This window comes from Clostridium vitabionis (assembly GCF_015351765.1).
Taxonomy (GTDB): domain Bacteria; phylum Bacillota; class Clostridia; order Lachnospirales; family Lachnospiraceae; genus Clostridium_R; species Clostridium_R vitabionis.
On the sequence record NZ_JADKQA010000002.1, the window covers coordinates 336,081 to 361,782 of the forward strand.

General features: G+C 53.5%; 26 protein-coding genes. 16 read left to right on the forward strand and 10 right to left on the reverse strand.

All coding sequences use genetic code 11. The annotated features are described in order from the left end of the window. Positions 1-4 precede the first annotated feature (4 nt). Positions 5-1,018 (reverse strand): TRAP transporter substrate-binding protein, encoded by a 1,014-nt coding sequence (locus ISF27_RS06460; RefSeq protein ID WP_194610291.1) that lies wholly within the window; start codon positions 1,016-1,018, stop codon positions 5-7. A 337-nt stretch (positions 1,019-1,355) separates the two neighbouring features. Between ISF27_RS06460 and ISF27_RS06465 the strand changes: the two genes are divergently transcribed. From ISF27_RS06465 to ISF27_RS06490, 6 genes are all read left to right on the forward strand, one after another. After that, the gene (locus tag ISF27_RS06465; RefSeq protein WP_194610293.1) at positions 1,356-2,408 is read left to right on the forward strand and encodes a zinc-dependent alcohol dehydrogenase; all 1,053 of its coding nucleotides are present in this window, start codon (positions 1,356-1,358) and stop codon (positions 2,406-2,408) included. A 17-nt stretch (positions 2,409-2,425) separates the two neighbouring features. Beyond that, positions 2,426-3,676, forward strand: a complete 1,251-nt coding sequence (locus ISF27_RS06470) for an enolase C-terminal domain-like protein (RefSeq protein ID WP_194610294.1) — start codon at positions 2,426-2,428, stop codon at positions 3,674-3,676. 253 nt (positions 3,677-3,929) lie between these two features. Beyond that, entirely contained in the window at positions 3,930-4,625 is a 696-nt protein-coding gene (locus tag ISF27_RS06475) for a FadR/GntR family transcriptional regulator (RefSeq protein ID WP_194610296.1), read from the forward strand. 103 nt (positions 4,626-4,728) lie between these two features. Next, complete coding sequence (locus ISF27_RS06480; protein ID WP_456236836.1) at positions 4,729-4,974, forward strand: type II toxin-antitoxin system Phd/YefM family antitoxin; 246 nt, start codon at positions 4,729-4,731, stop codon at positions 4,972-4,974. Continuing rightward, the gene (locus ISF27_RS06485) at positions 4,974-5,270 is read left to right on the forward strand and encodes a Txe/YoeB family addiction module toxin (protein WP_194610300.1); all 297 of its coding nucleotides are present in this window, start codon (positions 4,974-4,976) and stop codon (positions 5,268-5,270) included. The genes ISF27_RS06480 and ISF27_RS06485 overlap by 1 nt, the downstream gene beginning before the upstream one ends. A 32-nt stretch (positions 5,271-5,302) precedes the next feature. Further along, positions 5,303-5,584 carry a DUF1294 domain-containing protein gene (locus ISF27_RS06490; protein WP_235986055.1) on the forward strand — a complete coding sequence of 94 codons (282 nt, stop codon included), beginning with the start codon at positions 5,303-5,305 and terminating at the stop codon, positions 5,582-5,584. 207 nt (positions 5,585-5,791) lie between these two features. Here ISF27_RS06490 and ISF27_RS06495 read toward each other — a convergent pair whose 3' ends face one another. Both ISF27_RS06495 and ISF27_RS06500 read right to left on the reverse strand, forming a co-directional pair. Further along, positions 5,792-7,720 carry a [FeFe] hydrogenase, group A gene (locus ISF27_RS06495; RefSeq protein ID WP_194610302.1) on the reverse strand — a complete coding sequence of 643 codons (1,929 nt, stop codon included), beginning with the start codon at positions 7,718-7,720 and terminating at the stop codon, positions 5,792-5,794. A 178-nt stretch (positions 7,721-7,898) separates the two neighbouring features. After that, entirely contained in the window at positions 7,899-8,462 is a 564-nt protein-coding gene (locus ISF27_RS06500) for a TetR/AcrR family transcriptional regulator (RefSeq protein WP_194610304.1), read from the reverse strand. Positions 8,463-8,766: 304 nt separating this feature from the next. Here ISF27_RS06500 and ISF27_RS06505 point away from each other — a divergent pair, with 304 nt between their 5' ends. Further along, positions 8,767-9,042, forward strand: coding sequence for an HU family DNA-binding protein (locus ISF27_RS06505; RefSeq protein WP_194610306.1), 276 nt, complete (start codon positions 8,767-8,769; stop codon positions 9,040-9,042). Positions 9,043-9,063: 21 nt separating this feature from the next. Here the strand turns inward: ISF27_RS06505 and ISF27_RS06510 are convergent, their stop codons facing one another. Together ISF27_RS06510 and ISF27_RS06515 are read right to left on the reverse strand one after the other, a co-directional pair. After that, positions 9,064-9,279 carry a BrnA antitoxin family protein gene (locus tag ISF27_RS06510; protein ID WP_194610308.1) on the reverse strand — a complete coding sequence of 72 codons (216 nt, stop codon included), beginning with the start codon at positions 9,277-9,279 and terminating at the stop codon, positions 9,064-9,066. 60 nt (positions 9,280-9,339) lie between these two features. Further along, a complete protein-coding gene (locus ISF27_RS06515; RefSeq protein WP_194610310.1) occupies positions 9,340-11,019 on the reverse strand; it encodes a M3 family oligoendopeptidase in 1,680 nt (559 codons plus the stop codon). A gap of 185 nt (positions 11,020-11,204) precedes the next feature. Between ISF27_RS06515 and ISF27_RS06520 the strand changes: the two genes are divergently transcribed. Together ISF27_RS06520 and ISF27_RS06525 are read left to right on the forward strand one after the other, a co-directional pair. After that, a complete protein-coding gene (locus ISF27_RS06520) occupies positions 11,205-11,933 on the forward strand; it encodes a DNA-3-methyladenine glycosylase I (protein WP_407926060.1) in 729 nt (242 codons plus the stop codon). Continuing rightward, positions 11,930-12,241, forward strand: a complete 312-nt coding sequence (locus ISF27_RS06525; protein WP_194610312.1) for a YbjQ family protein — start codon at positions 11,930-11,932, stop codon at positions 12,239-12,241. Before ISF27_RS06520 ends, ISF27_RS06525 begins: the two co-directional genes overlap by 4 nt. 121 nt (positions 12,242-12,362) lie before the next feature. Here ISF27_RS06525 and ISF27_RS06530 read toward each other — a convergent pair whose 3' ends face one another. From ISF27_RS06530 to ISF27_RS06540, 3 genes are all read right to left on the reverse strand, one after another. Beyond that, positions 12,363-13,193 (reverse strand): ATP-binding protein, encoded by an 831-nt coding sequence (locus tag ISF27_RS06530; RefSeq protein ID WP_194610314.1) that lies wholly within the window; start codon positions 13,191-13,193, stop codon positions 12,363-12,365. A gap of 422 nt (positions 13,194-13,615) precedes the next feature. Then, a complete protein-coding gene (locus ISF27_RS06535; RefSeq protein ID WP_194610316.1) occupies positions 13,616-14,326 on the reverse strand; it encodes a LytR/AlgR family response regulator transcription factor in 711 nt (236 codons plus the stop codon). Between the two features lie 145 nt (positions 14,327-14,471). Continuing rightward, the gene (locus ISF27_RS06540) at positions 14,472-16,802 is read right to left on the reverse strand and encodes a hypothetical protein (RefSeq protein WP_194610318.1); all 2,331 of its coding nucleotides are present in this window, start codon (positions 16,800-16,802) and stop codon (positions 14,472-14,474) included. A gap of 358 nt (positions 16,803-17,160) precedes the next feature. On the opposite strand from ISF27_RS06540, the gene tnpA reads away from it, so the two are divergent. The 7 genes from tnpA to hcp all read left to right on the forward strand — a co-directional run bounded on the left by tnpA (position 17,161) and on the right by hcp (position 22,541). Continuing rightward, on the forward strand, positions 17,161-17,592 hold the full coding sequence (gene tnpA / locus ISF27_RS06545) for an IS200/IS605 family transposase (protein ID WP_194610320.1): 432 nt from the start codon (positions 17,161-17,163) through the stop codon (positions 17,590-17,592). Then, the gene (locus ISF27_RS06550) at positions 17,589-18,938 is read left to right on the forward strand and encodes a transposase (RefSeq protein WP_194610322.1); all 1,350 of its coding nucleotides are present in this window, start codon (positions 17,589-17,591) and stop codon (positions 18,936-18,938) included. The genes tnpA and ISF27_RS06550 overlap by 4 nt, the downstream gene beginning before the upstream one ends. 158 nt (positions 18,939-19,096) lie before the next feature. Then, positions 19,097-19,660 (forward strand): LOG family protein, encoded by a 564-nt coding sequence (locus tag ISF27_RS06555; protein ID WP_194610324.1) that lies wholly within the window; start codon positions 19,097-19,099, stop codon positions 19,658-19,660. A gap of 26 nt (positions 19,661-19,686) precedes the next feature. Continuing rightward, positions 19,687-20,148 carry an HD domain-containing protein gene (locus ISF27_RS06560; protein WP_235986056.1) on the forward strand — a complete coding sequence of 154 codons (462 nt, stop codon included), beginning with the start codon at positions 19,687-19,689 and terminating at the stop codon, positions 20,146-20,148. Between the two features lie 226 nt (positions 20,149-20,374). After that, positions 20,375-20,704 carry a cupin domain-containing protein gene (locus ISF27_RS06565; protein WP_407926061.1) on the forward strand — a complete coding sequence of 110 codons (330 nt, stop codon included), beginning with the start codon at positions 20,375-20,377 and terminating at the stop codon, positions 20,702-20,704. Positions 20,705-20,715: 11 nt separating this feature from the next. Next, on the forward strand, positions 20,716-20,901 hold the full coding sequence (locus tag ISF27_RS06570; RefSeq protein WP_194610331.1) for a ferredoxin: 186 nt from the start codon (positions 20,716-20,718) through the stop codon (positions 20,899-20,901). Between the two features lie 2 nt (positions 20,902-20,903). Next, entirely contained in the window at positions 20,904-22,541 is a 1,638-nt protein-coding gene (gene hcp, locus ISF27_RS06575) for a hydroxylamine reductase (protein ID WP_194610333.1), read from the forward strand. 254 nt (positions 22,542-22,795) lie between these two features. Here hcp and ggt read toward each other — a convergent pair whose 3' ends face one another. Further along, the gene (gene ggt / locus ISF27_RS06580) at positions 22,796-24,625 is read right to left on the reverse strand and encodes a gamma-glutamyltransferase (RefSeq protein ID WP_194610335.1); all 1,830 of its coding nucleotides are present in this window, start codon (positions 24,623-24,625) and stop codon (positions 22,796-22,798) included. Positions 24,626-24,663: 38 nt separating this feature from the next. Beyond that, on the reverse strand, positions 24,664-25,545 hold the full coding sequence (locus tag ISF27_RS06585) for a DUF2817 domain-containing protein (protein WP_194610337.1): 882 nt from the start codon (positions 25,543-25,545) through the stop codon (positions 24,664-24,666). Positions 25,546-25,702 lie beyond the last annotated feature (157 nt).

The following is a 25,702-nucleotide window of genomic DNA, read 5'->3' on the forward strand; positions in this document are numbered from 1 at the left end:
CCTCCTACTGTGTACCCAGCGCCTGAATCTTGGCGATGGTGTCGCCGTACTTCGCCTGCCAATCGGTATAGAGATCGGCAGCTGCATCACGGAACTGCTGTTTGTCGGGCTCGGTGATTTCCATGCCCTGTTCCTTCAGATGGCCGATGGCTTCCTGGTCCATCTGGCGGCTGCGCTCACGTTCTTTCAGATTCTCCTCGTTCATGCAGTCCATGAAGATTTTCTGATACTCCTCACCGAGAGAATCCCAGGTCGCGGGGCTCATAATAATGAAGACGGTGGAGTACGCGTGCTGGGTCAGCGCCAGATATTTGTTGACCTGCGCCACATTGTTCTTATCAATAACGGTGCAGGGGTTCTCCTGCCCGTCCAGGGCGCCCTGCTGCAGGGCGGTGTACGCTTCGCCCCAGGACATCGGCGTCGCGTCGGCGCCAAGCTTCTTCCAGAAGGCGATGTGAATCTGGTTTTCCATCGTCCGGATCTTCAATCCATGGACATCGTCCACAGAATTGACCGGATGCTTGCTGTTGGTGAGGTTCCGGAAACCGGATTCCCAGATCCCCAGTCCTTTCAGATTGATCTCATCGAGCTTGCCCAGATAGCTCTGGCCGATGTCGCCAAGGAAAACCTTGTCGGCGTGCTCCGGGGAATTAAACAGGAACGGAATATCCAGCGCCTGGAAGTCCTTCATGAAATTTCCGAGGGTGGACTGGTTGACCACCGCGATATCGATCGTGTTCATCTGGCAGCCCTCGATCGTGTCAACCTCGCCGCCGAGCTGGCCGTTGTGGTAGGTTTGGATCTGATATCGTCCATTGGTTGCCTGATAAATCCTGTCGGCAAATTCATCCATAGAAATGCCGATTGCGCCATCTGCGGCAGAGGTCTGCGCCATGCGCAGGGTGATGGTTCCTTCCGGATTCTGCTGCGGCTTGTTGTCATGTGCGATGCCGACCCCGCTCAGCGCCAGTGATAATATGGTAACTGCACAGGCGATGGCGGCTGCTTTTCTTTTCATGCGGTATTCCTCCTGTCCCCTTGGTTTTCCTGATTTCAGGGAGCGGCTGCGCTCCCATTCTCGCGGTTTCTTGTACTACAAGTTACAACTATGTATTATCACTGCCGGAGACGACGGTCAAGCAAAAGCAGGGCATAATTGCCAAAATCGTCGATTTGAACTTGTTATAGTCCGGCAATATGTTGAAATTCACGAAGCTGGGAAATTAGAGAATTTAGCACTTGCAATCCAACTTGTAATGAGTATACTGGAAATTGCAAATACTTGTAATACAAATAAACAAAACCACCAAGATAAACGGCAGTGGTCCGCAGGGATCCATCCAGGAGGGAATATTATGGCAGATATGATGAAGGAAGTTGTTGTCACAGAACCGTATCATTATGAAATCCGGGAAGTTCCGGTTCCGGAGCCGAAGGATGATGAGGTTCTGATCAAGGAGATGGCTGCGGGTGTCTGCGGCAGTGATATCCATATTTACCGGGGTGAGAACCCGAATTCCCGCTATCCGCTGATCCCGGGACACGAGAACGTCGGCATCGTAGTTAAGGTTGGCAAGGATTGCAAGAAGATTAAGGCCGGCGACCATGTGGTCATCGATTATGTGCTGCGCGACGGCACCTGCTGGCAGTGCCGGCACGGCAGGGGAAATGTGTGTGAGCATGTCCTGGTTCGCGGATCCGGCACGGACGGCGGCTGGCGCGAGTACTGGACAGCCCAGGAATCCTATGTCTATAAGATTGATGACCAGATTCCCTGGAAGGATGCCGCGTTGATCGAACCCCTGACCATCGGCGAGCACAGCACGACGAGAGCAAGGGTTGCCGAGGACGACACCGTATTCATTTTCGGCACAGGCACGATCGGCACGATCATTTGCCAGGCCTGCAAGCTGAAGGGGGTCAAGACCATCATCTGCTGTGACATCAGTGATTCCAGCCTGGAGCGTGCAAAGAGGGATTTCGGCGCTGACTATACCATCAACAGCAAGACAGAGGATGTGGTCAAGAGAGTGCAGGAGATCACGGACGGGCACGGCTGCACGGTAGCGTTCGACGCCGCCGCTTTCCCGGGAAGCCTCACCTTTGTCATGACGCCGGGCATTGTCTGCAATGCGGGCCGTGTGATCCCGCTCGGCTTCTCGACCGTTCCGGAGAAGATCACCCAGCAGATGATCAACGGCCGCGAGCTGGATATCATCGGCACCCGCATGAGCCTGAACCAGTGGGAGCCCACCGCGAAGAACATGGCGGAGGGCAAGTACCACATGCAGGGCCTCGCGACGACCTTCGTGAAGTTTGAGGACATCGACCAGGTATTTGAAAATATTGTTCATCCGGATCCGGCGGTGAAGAAGACCGTCATCCTGTTCCCGGGTGCTGAGGACTGAGAGAAGGAATAAGACGTATGAATCCGATCATCAAAAATGTCAAGGTCATCTGCACGGCGCCTGAAGGGATCAATCTTGTCGTCGTCCGCGTGGATACAGACCAGCCCGGGCTCTATGGCCTCGGCTGCGCAACGCTTGCCTACCGCTGGCGCAGTGTCAGGCATCTCATCGAGACGTATCTGGCACCGCTGGTGATCGGGCGGGAGGTCAACAACATCACCGAGCTGTGGCAGCTGATGCATCAGAATGCCTACTGGCGCAGCGGCCCGATCGCCAACAATGCCATTTCCGGCATCGATATGGCCCTGTGGGACATCAAGGGGAAAATGGCCAACATGCCGCTCTATGACCTGTTCGGCGGCAAGATGCGCGCCGGCGTCCCGGTTTACCGCCATGTCGATGGGAAGGACGCGGACGAGATCTGTGAAAACATCGAGAAATACCGTTCCATCGGCGTGAAATACATCCGCTGCCAGTGCGGCGGTTATGGCGGCGGCGGATACGGGCCAGCCCCGTCCTGGGCGGCGAGGGGAGCCCATGACGGCGTTTACCTGGACAGCCGCAAGTATATGCGGGATACCCTGAAGCTCTTTGCACAGATCCGTGAAAAAGAAGGAGATTCCATCGAGCTGGTGCATGATGTGCACGAACGCATCCATCCGACGGAAGCCGTGGAGTTCGTGAAAGAAATGGAGCCGTTCCACCTGTTCTTCATGGAGGATGTCGTACCGTTGGAACAGACAGAATGGCTGCAGAGAATCCGCCAGACCTCTGTCACCCCGCTATCCCAGGGAGAACTGTTCAATAACCCGGCAGAATATAAGAAACTGATCGAGACCAGGGCGATCGACTATATCCGCGTCCACATCTCCGAGGTGGGCGGCATTACCCCGGCAAGGAAGATCCAGCAGTTCGCGGCGGAGTACGGCGTCCGTATCTGCTGGCACGGGCCGGGCGATATGAGCCCGCTCGCGCATGCGGCGAATATCCACATCGACCTGGCAGCCGAGAATCTCGGCCTGCAGGAGTGGAGCGGTATCGAACCGCCGAATTTCGTCATTCAGAAGTTGAGCGGCCCGCATGGCGCGCTGCTGGATGTCTTCCCGGGCCTTCCGGAATATGGCAATGACGGTTTTGTCTACGCCAATGACAGGCCGGGGCTCGGCGTCGATCTCAATGAGGCGGAAGCAGCCAAGTATCCCTGCAATGATGATCTCACCACCTGGACACAGACAAGGAATCCGGACGGCAGCCTGCAGACACCGTAGGAGACAGATCTTTCGGATGGGGATTCTGTGCCGGTTCTGAACAAGTACCTGTGTTTCACTTTGAAGGCCTGCAGCCGGTGCTGCAGGCCTTTAAAAGCTGCGGCAGAGCTGATATACTAATGCTTGTATGACAACATGGAAAAAACCACGGATTTGTGTTTCTGACGGCGCACGGCGGAAAATTTTGCCGGACAGCTCAGGAGGAGAGGTCAGGACATCCATTGTCAGGACACGCTGGGAATAGGACAGAGGAATGAGCGAGAAACAGGTTACCAATAAGATCATTGCGTACATCACCAAAAATATCCAGGATGGCACCTGGCAGCTGGGGAGTAAGATCCCCAGTGAGAAAGCGTTCTGCGAAGCCCTCGGGGTCAGCCGCATTTCCGTCCGGAGCGCCATCCAGCAGTTTATCGCCCTGGGCATCCTCGAGAGCCATCAGGGAAAAGGCACCTTCATCATCAATAACGACGCCTCGGCATTTACCGGCACAGCGTCCTCCGGCGCGGTGACGGCTTCGGTCAAAACCCCGGAGACAGTGGGGGAGATGAGGGATCTGCTGAAATTCCGCGCGCTGATTGAACCCGAGGTCTGCGCCGAGGTGGCGCCCTCGGCAAGCCCCGAGCTGGTTGCCAAATTAGAAGCGCTTCTTGCCGTGATGCAGCGCGCGATCAAGGATACCAACGCCTTTGTCAATGCCGACATGGAGTTCCATCTGGCGATCTGCAAGGCATTGCGCAACCCGATCCTCAACTCGATCATGGAGGAGCTCATGCGACAGCGGCTGAGCAGCTATCAGCAGCTCAACCAGGTCGTGGGCAGCTATGGCGGCATCTATTACCATTCCCTGATCATTGACGCGCTCAAAAAGCACAACGGCAAACACGCCTATAACGTGATGAAGGAACATCTGGAACACAGCATCGATGACCTGTCGCTGGAGGCGTAGATTTCCGTAAGAATGTCATCGACTGGTACGAAGATCCATTTGCGTACGCAAAAACGTATGCTATAATGAGGTCAGAAGGGAGATGATGTATTCTATGACGTCTGTGAATGCGACAACGGCAAGAAAGAATCTGTATAAACTGATTTCTGAAGTCAATGACAGCAGTATGCCAATTACAATCACGAACTGCCATGGCAGAAATGCGGTTCTGTTATCAGAAGATGACTGGAATGCATTGCAGGAAACGCTGTATCTGAACTCGTTTCCGGGTTTGGCAGAGAGTATTCAGGATGCAGACAAAGAAAATCTCTCGGATTGTTCGGATTATGATCCGGATGAGGCGTGGTGATGTATCTGGTTAAATTCAGCAAGAGAGCTGAAAAAGATAAAAAGCTTTTGAAATCTGCCGGACTGGACCTACAGGCGAAAAGGCTGTTGAATATTCTTCGCGTTGATCCGTTTCAAAATCCGCCAGCTTATGAAAAGCTCGTGGGGAATCTTCAGGGAAATTATTCCAGACGAGTGAATATCCAGCATCGTCTTGTTTATTCCGTGCTGGCGAATGAAGAAAGGTGGGCGGATCAAGCCGGAAATCTATATGAAGGGATTGTTTTCGTGAAAAGGATGTGGACGCACTATGAGTAAGGAAAGCAGACACTTTCGGCAGGATAGAAGATATGATGGATTTCTATGATTCGCACAAGGTTCTGTGTTCCTATTATGCCGTGATCAATCTCGCGGCGTTCGGCGCCTTTGCCATCGACAAGGTGAAGGCGGTCATGGGCGCCTGGAGAATCCGGGAAAATGTCCTTCTGGGGCTTTGTTTCCTTGGAGGTGGAGCCGGCGGCCTCCTGGCGATGGGAATCTGTCACCATAAGGTGAGAAAAATGCGCTTCCGGGTCGGCGTTCCGCTCGCGATCGGCGTCCACCTTGTCCTGCTCACATTTCTTGTCCGGTAAGCGGCTAATTGTAACCCCGAAGCTCCGTCATGTGCCGAACAGATTCGATGTTAACAGAAAATCCCGGAGAACCGGTATCCTGTGGCTCTCCGGGATTTTTCCATGCGCGGATTTTTCCATGCGCGGATTTTTCCATGGCGCGCAGACGAAGTCTGCGCGCAGGTTTCCACCGTTACATGCTATTCTCGCGTCTTTTTCCTCAAATCATTACAGCGCGCTAAATACGCTGCTTCCTTGATGGCAGACCGGGCATTCGACGGGCGGTGCCGTGGCGATGACGATCTCCTGGCAGATGGTGCACTTCCACGCAATCACCTGATGGAAATGGCTGCTGTCCTGGTGGCAGAGATGGCACTCTGCCGGCGCCTGTTCGCCTTCTGTCAGGTAGTGGCAGACATCACATTCCCAGAGCTTCTTCCCGTCTCCATCCCGGAACAGGGTCACCTCGCCGGTGATCTCGATGAAGACATCTTTTCCCTGGTGGCAGACCGGGCACTCGGCAGGCGGTTCGGAGCCGATATGCACCTCGCCACAGACCGTGCACTTCCAAACCCTGACCGTATTCAGGTTTTCCGGGCGGACATGGGCAAGGATCCGGCCGGGAACCCCGGCGGAAGCCGCCAGATCTCCCGCGGCGCCGCCTGCCGGCGCGTTCATCCCGGCGGCGCCGGACGCTGTATTTTGTCCCGCGGCGCCGGCTGTGTTATCCTGCCCCGGGTGCAGATCCTGATAATGCTGGAACTTTCCCGCATCTTCGCCGAGGAGCGCGCTGCGGTCGAAATACGCGGTATGGAGCATTTTTTCTGCCAGCTCGCTCAGCGGCTTCCCGTAGAAGGACTGGTAGAGCGCCAGGATCTCCGAATTCTCATGGCTTGCGCGTTTGGCGGGCGCCATGGAGGCGTCGCGCGCATAGAGGCCGTCGATGCGCTCTTTGAGCAGGGCATTTCCCTTCTCCTGCGTCCCCTTCGGCTGTCCGCCGCCGCCGATACAGCCGCCCGGGCAGGTCATGACCTCGACAAAGGCGTAATCCTTCGGGTTTGTCCTCTGCCTGTCGAGAAATTTGCGGACATTGGCTGTCCCATAGAGGACGGCGACATTGACGTCCATGTCCCCGATTTTCACGGAAGCCTCGCGGAAGCCGTCCATCCCGCGGACCGGCGTGAGCTCATAGAGCTTTTCGGGAGCCGGGGTTTTGGTGATATAGGCGTACGCTGTGCGCAGGGCAGCCTCCATGACGCCGCCGGTATTGCCGAAAATCACCCCGGCACCGGACGCCTCGCCCATCAGCGGATCGTAGCTGCTGTCCGCAAGGGACGGGAAGTCGATAGCTTCCTCCTTCGCCCAGGCGGCGAGCTCCCGCGTCGTGATGACATAATCCATGTCGCGGATATCCTCGATTCCGAGATACCTGCCGGCGGCATGCATTTCCTCCCGGCGGATTTCGTACTTCTTCGCGGTACACGGCGTCAGCGCGACATTGACGATCGACTTCGGGTCAATGCCCATTTTTTTGGCAAAATACGTTTTGATCGTCGGTCCCTGCATGCCGATCGGGCTCTTCGCGGTGGAGATGTGCGGCAGAAGTTCCGGATAATACATCTCGGCAAATTTCACCCACGCCGGGCAGCAGGATGTGAACTGCGGAAGCGGGCGCGCGGGATCCCTGCGGGTGATCCGTTCCACCAGCTCGCTCGCCTCCTCGACGATCGTGAGGTCGGCACCGAAATTGGTGTCGAGCACATAGTCCGCGCCGAGCCTTCGGAGGAGCGCGACCATTTTCCCTTCCACGAAGCTGCCGTCAGGCATGCCGAACTCTTCCCCCAGGGAAATCCGCACCGACGGGGAGGTGCTGACGATGACGACCTTCTCCGGATCCTTGATGGCAGCCTTCACATACGCTGTCTCCGGGGTCTCCCGGATCGCGCCGGTCGGACAGACATTGGCGCACTGGCCGCAATGGATGCAGACCGCGGTGTCGTCCGTGTGCGCAAGGTCATAATATCCGAGGACAGAGATGTAATCGCGGCAAATGTCTCTGCAATTCCCACATTTGATACACTTTTCCTCGATACGCTCAACGGAAGGATTTCCCGGCTCAATCGGGACACGGATTTCTGGGGATAAATGCTTGCTCATGAGGTGCTCCTTTCAGTCGCTTGGGGACTTCGCAGTGCCAAGTCCTCCGGTCAGGTCTGCCAGTTGTTTTGGTAAGACCATCATAGCGCGGAAAGGGTAAGTTCGCAATGAGACATGGGTGGAGGCGAACGGAGTTCAGGCCTCCACAAGGGTTCGGTGGGGATGGGCTCCGGCTCTCTTATCGGGGCGTGATCAGGTCGTATATCGGTGTCCGCACAATTTTTAGAAAATCATCGGAAAACTGATCCGGGGGAGTAGGATTTTCCTGGGAGAGCCAGGTTTCCACGATGGCCATTGTAGATTCAATCAGGAATTGCATGACAGCCTCATCGGACAAGTGATATTCCTTCCCCCGCGTGTCATAGTGATCCAACCCCCATTTTCCATAGGTTTTCAGGATGAAGCTGCGCCATGTGGGATCAATCGCGGTAGTGAGGAAGCACCGGAGGAGTCTTCGGTCTGGGTAAATCGTGGGAATGACACAATAAGCGAAGTAATCGAATGCGTTCTGCCCGGAAGAAGGATCATACTGCTGGAAAACGGCGGTGATTTGGCTGGTCATCTGGTTGCGCAGGTATTTCACAATATCCGCGCAATTTTTGTAATGCTTCTGATAGATTGCCTGGCGGGAAATGCCTGCCCGCCGGGCAATCTCGCACATGGAAAAGACGGGTTTCGTCGGATTTTCCAGCGCGAGATCGAGAAGCGCCTCGGCGATTCTCGTTTGCGTATCGATTTCCAAAAGCTGTGTTCCTTTCTTCTCCTCCGGCAACAGAGTGCGTTGTGAGGTGATGGCAAAAGAGTGTGAATAAAACGCGTTAGATGTATTTTAACGCAGGATGAGAAAAAGAAGAAGATAGAGAATCTTGACAACGTGTAAAGTTATCAGTTTACATTGTGTAAAGATTTTATATTAACGAAAAAGCGTGAATACATAGACAATTCTCGGAAAGAAAATTAGTATGATTACAGTGTCGAAAAACAGTCGCGGTGAACCGGGGAAATGATGGCCAAGGGCGGGAAGAATCTGCCCGGAAAGGAAAATCATGAACAAAAAAGAAGTTATTGCAGAATTTGCCAGGAAAAATCAGATCACTAAAGCTGTCGCGGCGAGGGAAGCCGATGCTTTTCTCGATACCATCAAGGAAGCGCTTGAAGCAGGGGAGAAAGTTGTCCTCCCCGGGTTCGGGGTCTTTGAAGTCTCCGAGCGCGCGCAGAGAGAGGGGAGAAACCCGCGAACAGGGGAGAGGATAACGATCGCTTCGTCAAAAATTATCCGTTTCCGGCCAGGCAAGGACTTGAAGGACAGGGTGAAAAAATGATGCGGAGAATCAAGGATAGTATTAATCCCAGTTCATCTGAAGTTCACGTTTATGTTCTGCACAATCAGAGAGATAGAGATTAATTAGCGTCTGATAAGGAATCCCCTTTTTTTCTGCAAGCGCTCGGAAATATTTTATGGTATCTTCATTGATATAGAGAGTTACCTGCTTTTTCAAACGCTTGGAATAAGGATTCCTTCTCGGATTCAAATTCTCGATATCATATTCGTCTCTCATAATACGCTCCTTCTGTTGTCTGTATAGTATTTTTGTTCAGTCTTGCTGGCTTTCCGCGCGTCACAGGCGGGATTCGAGCTTGCTGACGACATAGCGCAGACAGCCGTCCTCCAGCGGGTTGACCAGCCCGGCCTCTTTCATCAGGCCGTCGAAGAAGTCTTTCGCGGAGAGGCGGCAGAGCTTCAGGTAACTCTCCCAGGCGGCACGGTAGTCCTGATCCATGCGGATCTTATACTGCAGCGCGTTCGTCCCGGCGATGCAGTACTCGATGTAATACAGCGGGCAGTCGTAGATGTGATGCTTCCGCTGCCAGAAACCGCCATTTTCGTAGTAGGGATTCCCGGTATAATCCAGATGCGGCTTATACTGGCGCTCCAGATCCCGCCATACCCCGTGCCGCGCCTTGGGCGTGAGATCCGGGTTCGCATAACAGATATCCTGGAACTCATCCACCATCGTGCCGTAAGGAATGAAGAGAACAGAACTTTCGAAATGCATCCGCATATAGTCATTTGCCCGGGAGCCGAAGAGCAGGTTCATCCAGGGCTCGGTGAAAAATTCCATCGCCATGGAATGGGTTTCTGCCGTCTCAGCGGTGATGTCGTTATGCTCAATGATCGGGTCCGGGTATGTGAGATACCCCTGGAAAGCATGGCCGCATTCATGAGTGATCACCTCCGCGTCGCCGGAGGTTCCGTTAAAATTGGCAAAAATAAAGGGCGCATGGTAATCCGGCAGCGTGGTCATATAGCCGCCGGTTTTTTTGTTCTTTCTCCCCAGCACATCAAAAAGCCCGTGGCGGCACATAAAGTCCATGAATTCCGCGGTCTCCGGGGACAACTCCCGGTACATGCGAAGCCCGGCGTCCAGAATATCCTGCGGGGTGCCTGCCGGCGCGGGATTTCCCTCCGGGAAATAGATCTCTTCGTCGATATAGCTCAGATGGCTGAGCCCCAGGCGGATCCTGCGGCGCTCGTGGAGCTTTTCGGCAAATGGGACAAGATCCCGCTTAACCTGGAGGCGGAAATTCATGAGGTCGGACCGCCCATAGCTGTTCCGGTTCATGCGCGCATAGCCGAGGGGCAGATAATTCTCATAGCCCATCAGGCGGCCCTGTTCGGTGCGGTTTTTGACAAGCCTGTCGTAGATGTCATCCAGCTCCTCCTGGTGCAGGGCAAAGAAGGCGGAGTATTTCTCCCAGGCTTCCCCGCGGACAGCGCGGTCCGCGGCGGTCAGATAAGGCTGCATCAGGGACAGGTTCAGCCCTTCGCCCTGCCAGTCGATCCTGGCGCCGGCGAGCAGCTGGTTATATTCGGTCTGCAGCCGGTTCTCCTCCTGCATCAGTGGGATGAGCTTCGCATCTACCGATTTCATGGCGAGTTCGATATTGCGGAAGGCAACTTTCCCGATTTTTTCCTCCAGCCACGGGCGGAAGGGAGATTCATAGAGCTTTTTCCGGTACATGGTGACCAGGTTCTGGAAGGCGGGCATGTTTTCATCGTAAAATCTCTGCTCGGCGGAATAAAAGGCATCGGACATGTCGATGTCGCTCCGGATCATCGCGATCTGCTGTTCGGTCAGCACATGATTGTAGATCCGGTAAAATTGCTGATGCACGGCAAACTGGGCTTCCCCGGAATCCGCCCGGTCGAGCTTTTCACAGAGCGTCCGGAGCTCCTTCGAAACCCGGTCAAAATCAATGCGCTCATAAGGTAATTCGGAAAATGTGGTCAGCGGCATGGATAGTTAGCGCCTCCTTTTTAAGAATGGACGGAAATCATGGTCAAGCTATCCTCATCATAGCACACTTTCTCCCTGTTCAGTACATGCGGGGGGCAGCCTGCAAAACGGCAGCAAGCGGACGGCTTTGCCAGCTGCCCGCCGATGCTGCCGAAGTTCGTTTGCAATCCGGCTTCCCATGCGATATGATCGAAGAAATGGGGAAAAGACTGCAGGAAATGGGGAAAAGACTGCAGCCGGCAGGCGCGTCTGCCGGCTGCCCCGGGCGAATCTTCCGGGGAGACGAGGACGAAAGGGAAGAAACTATGGGATATTGCAGCTGGGCCGGGCTAAATGAGGCAAATCGAATTTACCATGATACGGAGTGGGGCATCCCGGTCCATGATGACCGGCACATGTTCGAACATCTGACCCTAGAGTGCCTGCAGTGCGGCCTCTCCTGGGATCTGATGCTGAAAAAGTGGGAAATCTTTCAAAAATGTTTTGATCATTTCGATTATGACAGGATCGCGGCCTATGGTGACGCGGATGTCGAGCGCATCCTGAATACCGGGGGCATGATCCGCTCCCCGCGCAAGGTCCGGGCAGTGATCAAGAATGCACGCGAAGCTCAGAAGATCCGCGGGGAATATGGCAGCCTCAGTGCGTATTTCTGGAGCTTCACAGAAGGCAAAACGATTCTCTATCAGGGGCATGACACCGGGGCGATCCCGGTGAGCAACGGCCTCTCCGACAGGATCAGCAGGGATCTGAAAAAGCGCGGCTTCAAATACGTGGGCGCGGTCACGATCTATTCCCACCTTCAGGCCTGCGGGATCATCAATGACCACGATAAGGACTGCCCGTGCTGGAAGCACATCAACGAAGCATACCCGACGGTGATTTTGCCGCGGGATCAGGAGGTAATGCCATGATACTAGTCACTACAGAGTATATTTCCGGCAGGGAACTCGAAACGCTCGGCCTTGTGAAGGGGAGCACCATCCAGACCGTCAATGTGGCGCATGACATCGGGGCAAGCTTAAAGACTCTGATCGGCGGGGAGCTCAAAAGGTATAATGAGATGATGGCGGACGCGCGGGATATCGCCACCCAGCGGATGATTGAGGAAGCACAGCAGATGGGGGCGGATGCCATCGTTGATGTGCGGTATACCACTTCTTCCATCATGCAGAGCGCGGCGGAAGTGATGGTTTACGGCACGGCGGTGAAGTATCGCTGAGGAAGCGGGAAAAATGTCCTCTGGGCTAGTCCATCTCCCGGAACAGGTTGTCAAGTGTTTAGAAATTGGCAAATGGACGGCATCATGTCGAATATCAATGACAAAATGGCAGCGATGATCTTTATTTCGTGCTGCCCCCGGGAATCGGGATCAGGAGCTTTGCCTGGCAGATGTGATCTTTCGCCGAGATGTTCAGCGAGCCGCCATAAGAACGGGCGATATAATCGACACTTTTTACACCGTAGCCGTGTTCTTCCCCGTCTGTTTTTGTGGTGAGCGGAAATCCATGGTCAAATACAATTTCTCCGGTGAACAGGTTTTCCACCAGTATCATCAATAATGATTCATGAACCGAGACCTTGACGTTAATCACCCGCTGATCAACATCATCAATTTTTTCAGATGCTTCAATCGCGTTGTCCACCAGATTACCAAAGAGCGTATAGAGATCACCAGGACGAATAAAGGAGATGCCGGAGCCGTCAGCCATGCAGGTCCACTGGATGTGCTTATCCCTGCAGATCAATCCTTTTTCCATCAGCACGGTATCCAGCGCCTTGTTTCCTGTCCGGATAGCGGTGTCGTAAACCATGATGTTGTCCGCAAGGCTGTGCAGATATGCCTTTAAGGAATTGTTTTCTTCATTTCCTACGGCACCAAGGATTTGATGTTTGATATCATGACATTTCTGGTTGATCCGGTCAATCATGCTGCTGGTGATCTCATACTGCCGTGCCTGCTGGGAGACGAGGATTTCGAGATTTTCCTTTTCCCGCTCAAGAAGCTGCCGTTCCTGTTGGACAGCCTGCATCCACAGGACATAAGAACAGCAGGTGATGTCAGCCAGCTCATAGGCGAGAGAAGGCAGAATTGGGTGAATGTCCCCCTGCATCGTCACACCAAAAACCAGAAGAAGTACGACAAGAGAAGAAGGCACATCCAGATGTTTCATTTTCCAGAAGGAATCAGTGAACAGCCGGACAGCAAGAAAACGGAAGGCGAATGTGTATAATATGACCAGGATGATAAGTTCCGGGAGAACTGCCGGTGGATTAAACAGGCGGTAAATGAATTTTAAGCAGAGAAAAATATGCTGCAATGCCAGGGAACAAATCACGGTATATATGGCCTGCCGCCAGTGGCAGTGGAGGCAGAAGCGGACCAGGGGAATACATAGCAGGAGAAAGCAAGCCCAGAAAATTTGCCAGAGCACGATATTTTGTGCCCAGCTGCGGAGCGGCAGAAGAAAATAGAGCAGAATTGTAGCCATGAAACCGATAATCATACGGCGGAAGGCATTGATGCTTCTGCTGGCAGTGAGGATAAAGAGAGTGCAAGCAGCAAGCATTTGATAAGGACCCCATAAATAGGACATCAGGTGTTGCCTCCTTCCAGATAGTCAGCGATAGCTTGAAGAAACTGTCTTTTTCTCGGACGGCTGATTTTGAGCCACTCTGTTCCGATACGAACCTCGTCTTTATTGATCGCGTTTACATAATGCAAATTCACCAGATAACATTTATTGCATTTATAGAAAGATTGCTGTCCCAGTTCTTCTTCGATGTCATGCATGGTTTTCCGGACGCGGAATACCCCCTGTTTCGCGTGAAAGGACAGGTAATGGCCATTGACTTCTACATAGTAGAGATCCCGGCTTGAAATTTTTTCCATCCCATCGGCGGTTTCCAATACCAGGCTGATGTCCTGCCGTTGCTGCAGATATCTGAGAATCCTTCGAAGCTTCAATGTCAACGCATACACATTGATGGGTTTCAGAACAAAATCTATCGCATGAACTTCATATCCCCGAATGGCCATCTGGGCAAGATTCGTAATAAACATGATCAGGACATGGGAATCCATTTCCCGGATTTTTCCGGCCAATGTCATGCCATCCATAACCGGCATATCAATATCCAGACAGAGAAGATGGTATTGCGCGTGATAAGCTTCGAGCAAAGCGCTTCCGTTTTCATAGGTATCCAGCGAAAATTCAGCGTTCAGGGCGGTTAGTGATTCTCCTATTTTATCCCGAAGATCAGCCAATTCTTTTGGATTATCATCTACCAGTGCGATCCGGATCATTCCAGAACCTCCATTGCGGGGCATATTAGGGATAGGAAAGAACAAAGGAGAGGACAAGTCCCTGTACCTGTCCTCTCTGATCCATTTTCTGCTTTCGGGTTACCTCAAATCATTATGGCTATATTGGAAATTCCCAAGAAGGCCTTTAGTCATGAATATCATTTTTGTCCGTGTCGACCTGCACGGTGTCTCCGGCGTCTGTAAATGCTGATGGGCTGTAATACCGTTTTCCATCCTGCAGCCGGTATTTGGAGATGAAATCCCATGCGAAGGAAAATTCCACCGGGATACAGTTGTGTTCACGGGCAATGGTACGGTTAAACCGGACAATGGGAACACTACTTGTCTTGTCAGCCCAGGTGTAGGTATGATATCTGCCAGTTTCCGTGTAATCCATACAGGTAGCCAGGAAGCTTTCCTTGTCATCGGCGGTGAATGCCCAGTCGATACCGTTATCTTTCAGGCAATCATGTACCCAATTATAGATTGCACTGTCTTTGGTCACAATCCATGGCTCTTTGACCAGGTCACGGCTGAACGGGTTCGGCAGAGGTTCACTGATATCTGCCTGGCCGACAGACAGGTAAGACGGCATACCATTTTCAAAGGAAAAATCCGCGTTCGGGAAGGATGTACTGCCGACAGCGGCAAAATATCCTGATTCCGTCGTGTGAGTAAGTGTCTGGATCAGACGGCAGCCCGCGGAATGGCCGCTTCCATATACCCGGGTCGGGTCAATCTTGATGCCCTCTTTTTCAGCAATCGTTCCTTCCATAATGGCCAGCGTGGATCTGCAGAAATCAGCGCTGTCATTCTGATCCCCATAACTTAAGGATGCCGCATTGCTGTTGCAGAACTGTCCGAGAATGGCAAATGCGCATTTTTTCTGATTGGCGATGTTCCACCAGTATGAGCAGTCAAAGAACGTACAGGAAGCCTGTGTACTCCCCGGGCAGATCAGGACTACCGGGACTCCATTGGGATCAGCATGATCCTTTGCACTGTCGGGCACGTAGATGAGACATTCTCTGGGATCCAACGTGCCATCTCCATCATAATCATTAAATGCTGTCACGCAGGAGAATACATCACCTTCATTTCGGTTGTCCAAAAACGGAATGGAGAGACGCGCGGATTCCAGTGCGCGGATTTCCACGGTTTTTTCTGCCCCTTCTACAGACTGGAAGGCAACGTTATCGAGCGCAGTCCCGGATTCAGCAGCTTCCCGGGCTTTGTGCATTACCGGATAGTAATCGGTCCTCAGGCCGAGTGTATTGCTATAGGCGAATACATTGGTGTACCTGGTATACATAGAGAGGAAATCACGGATTTCGCTGGCAGGCATGTCCGTATTGTCTGCAATCTTGACCTCCGAAATTCCGTAGCTGCATCCCAGATCTTTGACGACAGTATTATTATACTCCGTCTGCCATGCGTCGGAATCCGATTTTTGATGGTATACACCATCTTTTGCCGTGTCCTCTGTATCATTAACCTCCTTCCAGTAGACAACACTCGGATCGTCATCCGCATAGCCGGCAAAAAGTGTAGGAACCGGAATGTCGTTGTTTGTGATGAAGCTGTCTGACGAGATCACCCCTTCATCTCTCAGCTTGATCAGTTCCATATGGAAGGAATTGTCATCAAGGCCGGGATAGTAACCGCCTGTATTGATGCCGTTATACTGGCGGGCAGCGTTGGATGAGAGAATGTCATTGCCGGCAGAAGTCCCGCCGATAAAGGCCTGCCCGGCAACATAGCACGGGTTCGCCGAAGTCCATGATTCAAGAGGCGCACATCCTTCTTTGTAGCCGACATAATAATTACAGGAATGACCGGTGAAAGCGGAAACCATCATCCCATCCTCGGTCTGAAAGCTCCCTCTGGTCACAATACCGCCGGGATTTTTCTCTCGCAGCCCGAATGCGTCATTGGACACCGTCTCTGCCAGACAGTCATTGAGATAGCCCGCTTCATCTTCCGGAGAGCCCCATTTTCCGTTCTGCGGTTCTAGGACAAAAATCAGTTCGCCATATTCATCGGCAAGATCCGTCCATCCCTGATCTTTGAGGAACTGCAGCGTGTCCGTCACGCCATCCGGAAGCGCGAGCACGGTAATATAAGCGCGCAGGGCAGAATGTTTCCCAATGTACATTTTGCAGGTACGGCCGGAGGGAAGCGTATAGGTCATGTATCCTTCGATCGGATGATCATTTACCCGTTTTCTGTCTACTTTCAGCGTACGCTGTTGCTGTTTTGTCCACTCATTGGTTGTGATTTCGGAGTTTTCCATCAGCCAGGTGTTGAGATTAAGCGGAGTTTCCCCGGCGTCTTTCTGAACGGTCTGTGCAGTGGTCTCTGCCGGTGTCGTGGTTTCTGGCTGTACAGAAGCCTGTCCGCCTGAGCAAGCTGTCATTCCTGCGATCAGGACAAGGCTAAAGACGGCTGTGGGCAGTGTTCTGCTCATTTTTTTCATGCGCTTTTCCTCCTTCGTCTCGAAATATCGTTTCAATTCCGAATTAACAACAAAAATAAGACAAACTATCTGAAAATATGGTAGCATACTTTTATTGCCCGTTAAGAGCTTTGGCATATATTGTCCATAAAACGGCACAAACTGCCGCGGAAGATAAGAGGAAAAACCATGAAAAGTGGAGAACCAGTTGCCGGGAATCCCATCCTTCGCTAAACTAGTCATGAAACTAGGAATAAATTTGTTGAAAATTTACCGGCGCATTCTCGTGACTTCAGTCATGATTTAGCCGGTAGAAGAATTTAGAAACTTTTTAGATCATGCAGGTGCCAATTACCACTGCATATGCTATAATAATTACATGGATAAAAGTGTTTATGATACAAGAGAAAATGCTCTTACATATGGTCGTGGATATGTGTACAGCATTCAGTATCACATTGTATGGTGTACAAAATATCGTAAAGCTGTCCTTCGGCACGGCATCGACGATGACCTGAAAGCGTATCTGATGCAGATTGCGGCAGATTACGATTTCAGTATTCAGGCTATGGAAGTCATGCCGGACCATGTACATCTGCTCATATCCTGTAAGCCGCAATTCTGCCCGTCGAATATGATCAAAATCCTGAAGGGCAATACAGCAAGATGGATGTTTATTCATCATCCGGAACTGAAATCCAGCCTTTGGGGCGGGCACTTATGGAATCCATCCTATTGTATTGTCACGGTAAGTGACCGAACAAGGGAAATGGTTGAGCACTATATTCATTCTCAGAAAGCGAAATCATGAAGCTGACTGCCACGTATTCCGTGAAACTAAATAAGAACGGCATATCCCGTGCCCTGAAAGATACGGTTGATCTCTACAGGAAAGCTGTGGATTTTTACATTTCCGTCATTAACGGTGAGTGGGATGCTGCCTTTTGCACGATCACAACGCAGAAAGCGGCGGTTAATACAGCGGAAGCATTGTCTGTTGCGACGAAGAAGCGCCCTGCTGTGAAATACGACTTTGGCACCGGGTTCTACAAGTTTCCCAGCTACTTACGAAGAGCGGGAATTGCGGAAGCCTTTGGAAAGGTGTCTTCCTACAGATCAAACCTTGCAAACTGGGAATCTTCCGATCCCCGTACCAGGGGCGCAAGACCCGGTTTCCCGAAGGCGGGCTTTGTGTGCCCTGCCCTGTACAGAGGCAACTGCTATGTCCGCGTGGATCATTACACCGCACGGATCAAAGCTTTTGTCCGCAACACATGGGATTGGATCACAGTCCGCCTCCGCAAAACGGATGTGGATTATATCCTGCGCCACTGCCAGTTTCGAAAGGAATGTGTACCTACGCTTCAGAAACGTGGCAAGTGCTGGTATCTGGATTTTCCATTTCAGCAGGAAGGTAAGCTGCACAATACAGAGATTTTCAATCAGACCATAGTGGCGGTCGATCTTGGCATGAACAGCTGCTGTGTATGTTCGGTCATGCGGCCGGATGGCACGATCCTTGGAAGACGAGTTCTCCGCCTTCCAAGAGAGTACGACTCTCTTACCCGCAAGGTATCGCACATAAAATACGCGCAGCGGCATGGCTCGAGAAGCGTGCGCCGCTTATGGAAGCTTGCTGATGGTGTGAATGATGATATTGCCGTAAAGACAGCGCAGTTCATTCTTGATACCGCTGTCCTGTACAGCGCTGATACGATTGTCTTCGAACACCTCGACCTTAGCGGCAGGAAACGCGGCTCAAAACGTCAGCGCCTGCACTTATGGAAGGCAAGACGTGTACAGGCGATTGTCAGCGACAAGGCGCACGCCCTTTCCATGCGGATCAGCAGGATCAATGCCTGGGGGACCTCACGTCTTGCGTTTGACGGCTCCGGCAGGATCCTGCGCGGCAGGGAGTCTTCCAAGACAAATGGGAATTACAGCCTGTGTGAGTTTCAGACAGGCAAGGTATACAACTGCGATCTCAATGCCAGCTACAATATCGGGTCACGATATTTTGTGCGTGAGATCTTAAAGTCCCTTCCGGTAACGGAAGGGCAGCGCATCCAGGCAAAAGTTCCCGGATGTGCAAAGAGAAGTACCTGCACACTGTCCACACTCATTCGTTTAGACGCAGAACTCCATGCTGCGGCATAGGGTATCGGTATCTTAACTGTATCTGTGGTCAGCGAGTCCATTACTGCCGGAAGGTGGTATGGAAGCACGCGACTTTAGTCGTGTGAGACTTCACGCGTTTTCCATGCGGGACACCTGCGTCCAGGCCGCGTGCAGCCCGCAGCGAAAAGAGGATGATGATGAACATTACCGTATATCTCGGCGCTAATGAAGGAAACAACCCGACATTGCGGGAGGCCGCCACAGAGCTCGGAACATGGATAGGGGAAAATGGCCATGCGCTGGTCTATGGCGGTTCCCAAGGCGGGTTAATGGGAACACTCGCGGACAGTGTGCTCAGCGCGGGCGGCAAGGTTACCGGAGTTGAGCCGCAGTGCTTTATGGATCAGAAATTCGAGCATGAAGGGCTGACAAAACTGATTGTGACGAAAAATATGTCAGAGCGCAAGAATAAGATGATGGAGCTCGGCGATGCGTTTATTGCGTTCCCCGGCGGAACCGGGACACTGGAGGAAATTGCCGAGGTGATGTCAAGGGTCTCCCTGAAGCAGCTGGATGCGCCCTGTATTCTGTACAATTTGAACGGCTATTATGATCATCTGAAAGCGATGCTGGAGCACATGATTGCGGAAGGGTTATCTTCCGCGGAGCGGCAGAAAGGAATCTATTTTGCCGAAAATCTTGCGCAGATACAGGAGATCCTGGGGATACCAGGTTACCGTAAGGGAAAGGAAAAAACATGATGACCATATCACAGCTTGCAGAAAAAATGATAGTATTTTCCGAGGGCAATATCCACGATATTGACCACTTCATCCGCGTGTGGACTTATGCCAGGACAATCGGAAAACTGGAGGGGGTCGATCAGGACACGCAGTTCATCATCGAGGCCGCGGCGATCACCCACGACATTGCCTGCCCGCTCTGCCGGGAAAAATACGGGAATACCAACGGCAAATATCAGGAGGCGGAGGGCGGTCCGCTGGTGCGGAAATTCCTCGAAGGCACAGGCCTTGGCGCGGCGCAGGTTGACCGGGTTGCGTTTCTCGTCGGGCATCACCATACCTATTCTGAAATTGACGGCATAGATTACCAGATCCTCATCGAAGCGGATTATATCGCCAATGCGTCGGAAAATGGCTGGGACAGGGATACGATCAGGAACTTCCGGGACAAAATCATGAAGACGAAGGCCGGCAGGCAGCTTCTGAGTGAGGTTTTCTGCCTGTAAGCAATCTCCGGGGGAATCATCCCCCGGCAAACAATTCCCCCCGGCAAATCATTCCCCCGGCAAACAATTTCCCCCGGCAAATCATTTCCCCGGCAAACTATACTTCACGAGTTTGCGGGGGGGGATGATTTATGTTGTCATAACAACATACTTTCTTTCCTTCCCCGGCTATACTGTCCACAGAAATGCAAAGAAAGCTGCAAACAACCGAAGGAGGCAGATGCCGATGATGAATGGAGCGGTAAAGCCGGGGGAAGTTTTCCGGCTTGCGGATCTCGTGCCGTATCAGGCGGGCAAAATCGTCAATATGGACGTGATCAACAACGACAATATGAAATTTGTGGTGATGGCCTTTGACGCAGGCTGCGGGCTTTCAGAGCACGCCGCGCCTGGCGACGCCCTGATTTTTGTGCTGGACGGAAAGGCAGTCATCCGGTACGAAGGCGAAGACCACCCGATCAAGGCGGGAGAGAACTTCCGCTTCGCGCGAGGCGGCATGCATGCTGTCCAGGCGGATGGAAAGTTTAAAATGGCACTTCTGGTCACTCTTCAATAAGGAGGCAAATGATGAGATACAAGGTAAATGAGAACTGCATCGGCTGTGGGCTGTGCGCATCGACCTGCCCGGAGATTTTCTCCATGAGCGATGAGGGAACTGCTGTCGCGAAGGATATCGATGTGCCGGAGGAGCAGCAGGCTGCGGCTGCGGAGGCGAAGGACGGATGCCCGGTTGGGGCGATCGAGGAGGTTTGATGATGGAAAATAGGATGTTCTGCTATCAGTGTCAGGAAACTGCCGGGTGCAAGGGCTGCACAATTTCCGGTGTCTGCGGAAAGAAGCCGGAAGTTGCGGCGATGCAGGATCTTCTGATCTATGTGACCAAAGGCCTGTCCGCGGTAGCAACCCGGATGCGCGAGGAAGGAAAGACGGTTTCGAAGGATGTCAACCACATGGTGACGAGAAACCTCTTTATCACGATCACCAACGCGAACTTCGACCGTGAGGCGATCCGCAAGGCCATCGAGGAGACGGTTTCCGTAAAGCAGGAGCTGCTCGCGGGACTTGACAATAAAGAAGGCCTTCCGGAAGCGGCTTCCTGGAATGGCACGCCGGATACTTATGACGCGAAAGCGAAAGAGGTCGGCGTTCTTGCGACCAAGGATGAGGACATCCGTTCCCTGCGCGAGCTGATCACCTACGGGCTCAAGGGACTTTCCGCATATTCCAAGCACGCGAACGCCCTGCTCCAGGACGACGAAGAGGTTGACGCATTTATCCAGAAGGCGCTTGCGAAGACGCTGGATGATTCCCTCACCGTCAATGACCTGGTTTCCCTCACGCTGGAAACTGGAAAATACGGCGTTCAGGGCATGGCTCTGCTTGATAAGGCGAATACCGGGGCTTACGGCAATCCGGAAATTACCCAGGTCGACATCGGCGTCCGCAAGAATCCGGGCATCCTGATCTCCGGCCATGACCTCCGCGATCTGGAGATGCTGCTTGAGCAGACCCAGGGAACCGGTGTTGATGTGTACACCCACTCCGAGATGCTCCCGGCACACTATTATCCGGCATTCAAGAAGTATCCGAACTTTGCCGGGAACTACGGCAATGCCTGGTGGAAGCAGAAGGAAGAATTTGAGAAGTTCAACGGCCCGATCCTGATGACGACCAACTGCGTAGTTCCTCCGGCGGAGAGCTATAAGGACCGCCTCTGGACAACCGGTGCCGCCGGATTCCCGGGATGCCGCCATATCGATGGCGCTTACGGGGAGACCAAGGATTTCTCCGCGATTATTGCCCAGGCGAAGAAATGCCCGGCACCGACGGAGATTGAGACCGGAACCATCACCGGCGGATTTGCCCATGAGCAGGTCTTTGCGCTGGCGGACAAGGTTGTCGACGCGGTGAAGTCCGGCGCGATCCGGAAGTTCGTCGTGATGGCCGGATGCGACGGCAGACAGAAGAGCAGAGAGTACTACACCGAGTTCGCGAAGCGGCTGCCGAAGGATGTCGTGATCCTGACCGCCGGATGCGCGAAGTACAAGTACAACAAGCTGAATCTCGGCGATATCAACGGGATTCCGCGTGTGCTCGACGCGGGACAGTGCAACGACTCCTACTCCCTGGCGCTGATCGCCCTGAAGCTCAAGGAGATTTTCGGCCTCGACGATATCAACGACCTTCCGCTTGCCTTCAACATTGCCTGGTATGAGCAGAAAGCCGTCATCGTCCTCCTGGCGCTGCTGTACCTGGGTGTCAAGAACATCCACCTCGGCCCGACACTGCCGGCATTCCTTTCCCCGAATGTTGCCAAGGTACTGGTAGACAACTTCGGCATCGCGGGAATCGGAACCGTCGATGATGACCTGAAGCTGTTCTTCGGGGAATAATCAGAATAGCTGATGATTCCAAACCCCTTATCTTGCGGAGCTTTGCCCCGCGAGGTAAGGGGTTTTAGGCGCCTGAGGGTTCTGGGCGCTCCCTTTGCATCTGCTGAACAGGGGAAAGAAAAAGGAACGAAGGAATCCGGCCCGTGGGCCGGATTCCTTCGTTCCTTTTTTGATGTTTGTTGATGGACAGCTGCCGCATCAGATACGGCAGCTGCATTTTCCTATTCGTGATCCATTCGATCTTTGGTTCGGGATCAGTCTACACCGACCGCTTTGCCGTCCTGTCTCGGGTCGCCGACGCCGGTGATGGTGCCGTCTCCGTTATAGATGATGGAGTTCACGCTGCCGCTCGCGGCGGACTTGATTTCGCCATGACCCATTTCCTGGAGCTTTGCGATGGTGTCATCGGTCAGGGCGTACTGCTCAAAGCCCTTGAGCGGTTTCTCATATTCCAGCTTGTTCTTGTTGCTGCAGTTCCAGATCTTCGGCACGCAGATCGCGTCGTGCAGGGACATCTTGCTGTCGATGACACGGGAGATCGTCTGGGCAACAGAAGAGAAGATTCTGGAGCCGCCCGGGGTACCGGTGATCATGAACGGGCTGCCGTCCGCGTTGAGGACGATGGTCGGGCTCATGGAAGAGAGCGGTTTCTTGCCCGGCTCGATCACATTGACGCTGTCCTTGTCGGTGGAGAAGTCGCCCATCTGGTTGTTCATCATGAAGCCGCAGCCCTTTACCATGACGCCGCTTCCAAAGTAGTAGTTGATCGTCTTGGTCACTGCTACGCAGTTTCCGTCGATATCGCCGACGGAGAAGTGCGTGGTGTCGGTGTGCTCATAGACCGTCGGGTCGTCCGGAGCAGCTTCTTCCATCGCCTGGTCAGGATTGATCAGGGCAGCGCGCTGGTTCGCGTACTCCTGGCTGGTCAGGCCTGCCAGCGGGACATCGGTAAATGCGGTGTCCGCCATATACTTCGCGCGATCCGCGAAGGCAAGCTTGAAGGCCTCGGCGAAATAGTGGACGTACTCCGGGGAATTGATCTGCATGGAGCCGATGTCATAATTTTCCAGAATGTTCAGGATCTCGATCAGGTGGGTACCACCGGAGGACGGCGGCGGGGAGGAGATCAGCTTGTAGCCGCGGTAATCGCCCTCGACCGGGTCGTGCTCGAGCACCTGATAATTTGCCAGGTCGTCCATGGTCATGACGCCGTCGTACTCCGCAAGAGAGTCAACGAGTGCCTGGCCGATCTCGCCCTTGTAGAAGACGTCAGCACCCTGGTCGGAGATTTTCTGCAGGGTGTCCGCAAGATCCGGGTTATTGATCACAGAACCTGCGCCGTAGGGCAGCTCGTTCTCATCCCAGTAAACCTTCTGCATCTCCGGGTACTTCTGGGCGGTTTCGTAGGCGTCGTTGATCGCGTTTGCGCAGTAGGTAGAAACCGTGAATCCCTCGCGGGCGATGCGGATGGCGGGTTCCATAACCTCGGCGCGGGTCATCGTGCCGTAATTTTCCAGCATGTACAGAAGGCCGGCGCACTCGCCCGGAACACCGGAAGCAAGGCCGCCTTCCTTGGCATTGTCGTTCGGCTCACCGTTCGCGTCGACATACTTGTCGAGCGTTGCCGCTGCCGGCGCAACCTCACGGAAATCGACGAAATAGTTCTTGCCATCCGCCGTGTGGATCGTGGCGATTCCGCCGCCGCCGAGGCCGGAGGTGAAGGGCTCGCATACGCCGAGGGCAAATCCCATGGCGACAGCAGCGTCAACGGCATTTCCGCCCTTCTTCAGGATCTCCGCGCCGACCTGGGAAACTTCATACTTGGAAGCTACGGCCATAGCCTTCTTGCTGGTGGCCTCGCGGTTGTCCGTAATGCGGTTTCCTTCAGAATCGACCGTCTGGAAATCATCGACCGGATATGCCGGGATAAGTGCCGGTTTGGTCTCCTCCGCGGAAGATTCCGCGGCGCCGGTGGTCTCCGGGGCGGTCGTAGAGGTTGTGCCCGATCCGGAGCATGCCGCCATACTTACGGCGAGCGATGCTGCCATCACAGAGCTGATGATTCTCTTGTGATTCTTTTTCATTGATGCCTCCCTCATGTAGAAATGAATAGTGTCTATCTTTACATGCCATACCACGCGAGAATATATTCGATCACGCGCAGCTGGCTGTAAATGCGCTGTTCAAGGTCATCCTCCCGCCGGGTCTCCACGGTGATGACCGGAAGATGAAGAATATCGCCTGCCGTGCGGTTGATACTCCCCGCAGGCGGAGAGCCGAAGACGTTCAGCTTGGGAAAATCCGGATCACGGTCGGAGGCGGTGAGGAGGCCGAGAAACAGCTCCTCGATGCCCTGATCGCTGCCGCAGATGATGCTGTTTCCCAGGGAATCGCTGCCGTCAGTGTGGACAAGCGCCTCATGGAGATCCAGCACGAGATCCGGCTGCTGCGCACGGATGTCGTCAAAAAGCGCCGCGGCGATCTGCTCCCCGTCATTTCCCGCGGGATCCCCCGGAAAACTCCGGTTGATATCGACATTCCCATAGGTCGTCCGCTTGTCGTGCGCGGCGCCCCACGCATTGACCGGCGCGGCCACGGAGACCTTGCCCCGGGCAAGCTTCCGGGTTCCATCGGAGAGCTCACGCGCGAGTGCATTTGCGGCCTTCCAGCCGGCGGTCTCGTTGCCGTGGATGCCGCCGACGATATAGATTGAGGTGCCGGCAGCTTCCGCGGTGAAGGTTACGCGGGTGAGATCGTAGGTGTCCGAGAGGAGTGCATCCTCGCGGGACACTGTTTCCGTGGGCGCCGCAGCGGCGGACGCTCCCGCAGGCGTTTCAGTTTCCGCTTCCTCCGTGAATGCTGTGGATGCCTCAGCCGGGAACCAGACAGTGTCCGCCGCAGCCGCGGATTCTCCTTTTGCCGGGCCGGTGCATCCGGACAGGAGCGCGGCGGCGGCCACAGCGAAGAAAAGCTGTTTTTGTATTCGATAAATGTTATTCTTCATTTACTTCAGAGTTTATAAGAAATGCCTTCGGACAGCTACTTTTTCGCATTTTTCTCTCGCAAATTGTTCGGATTCCAGTGCAGGATTTGACCCGGCAGCCAGCGCGTGCATCCCCCTCGGAAAAGCCCGATGAATATATTTTCGAAAGTGCGCATTT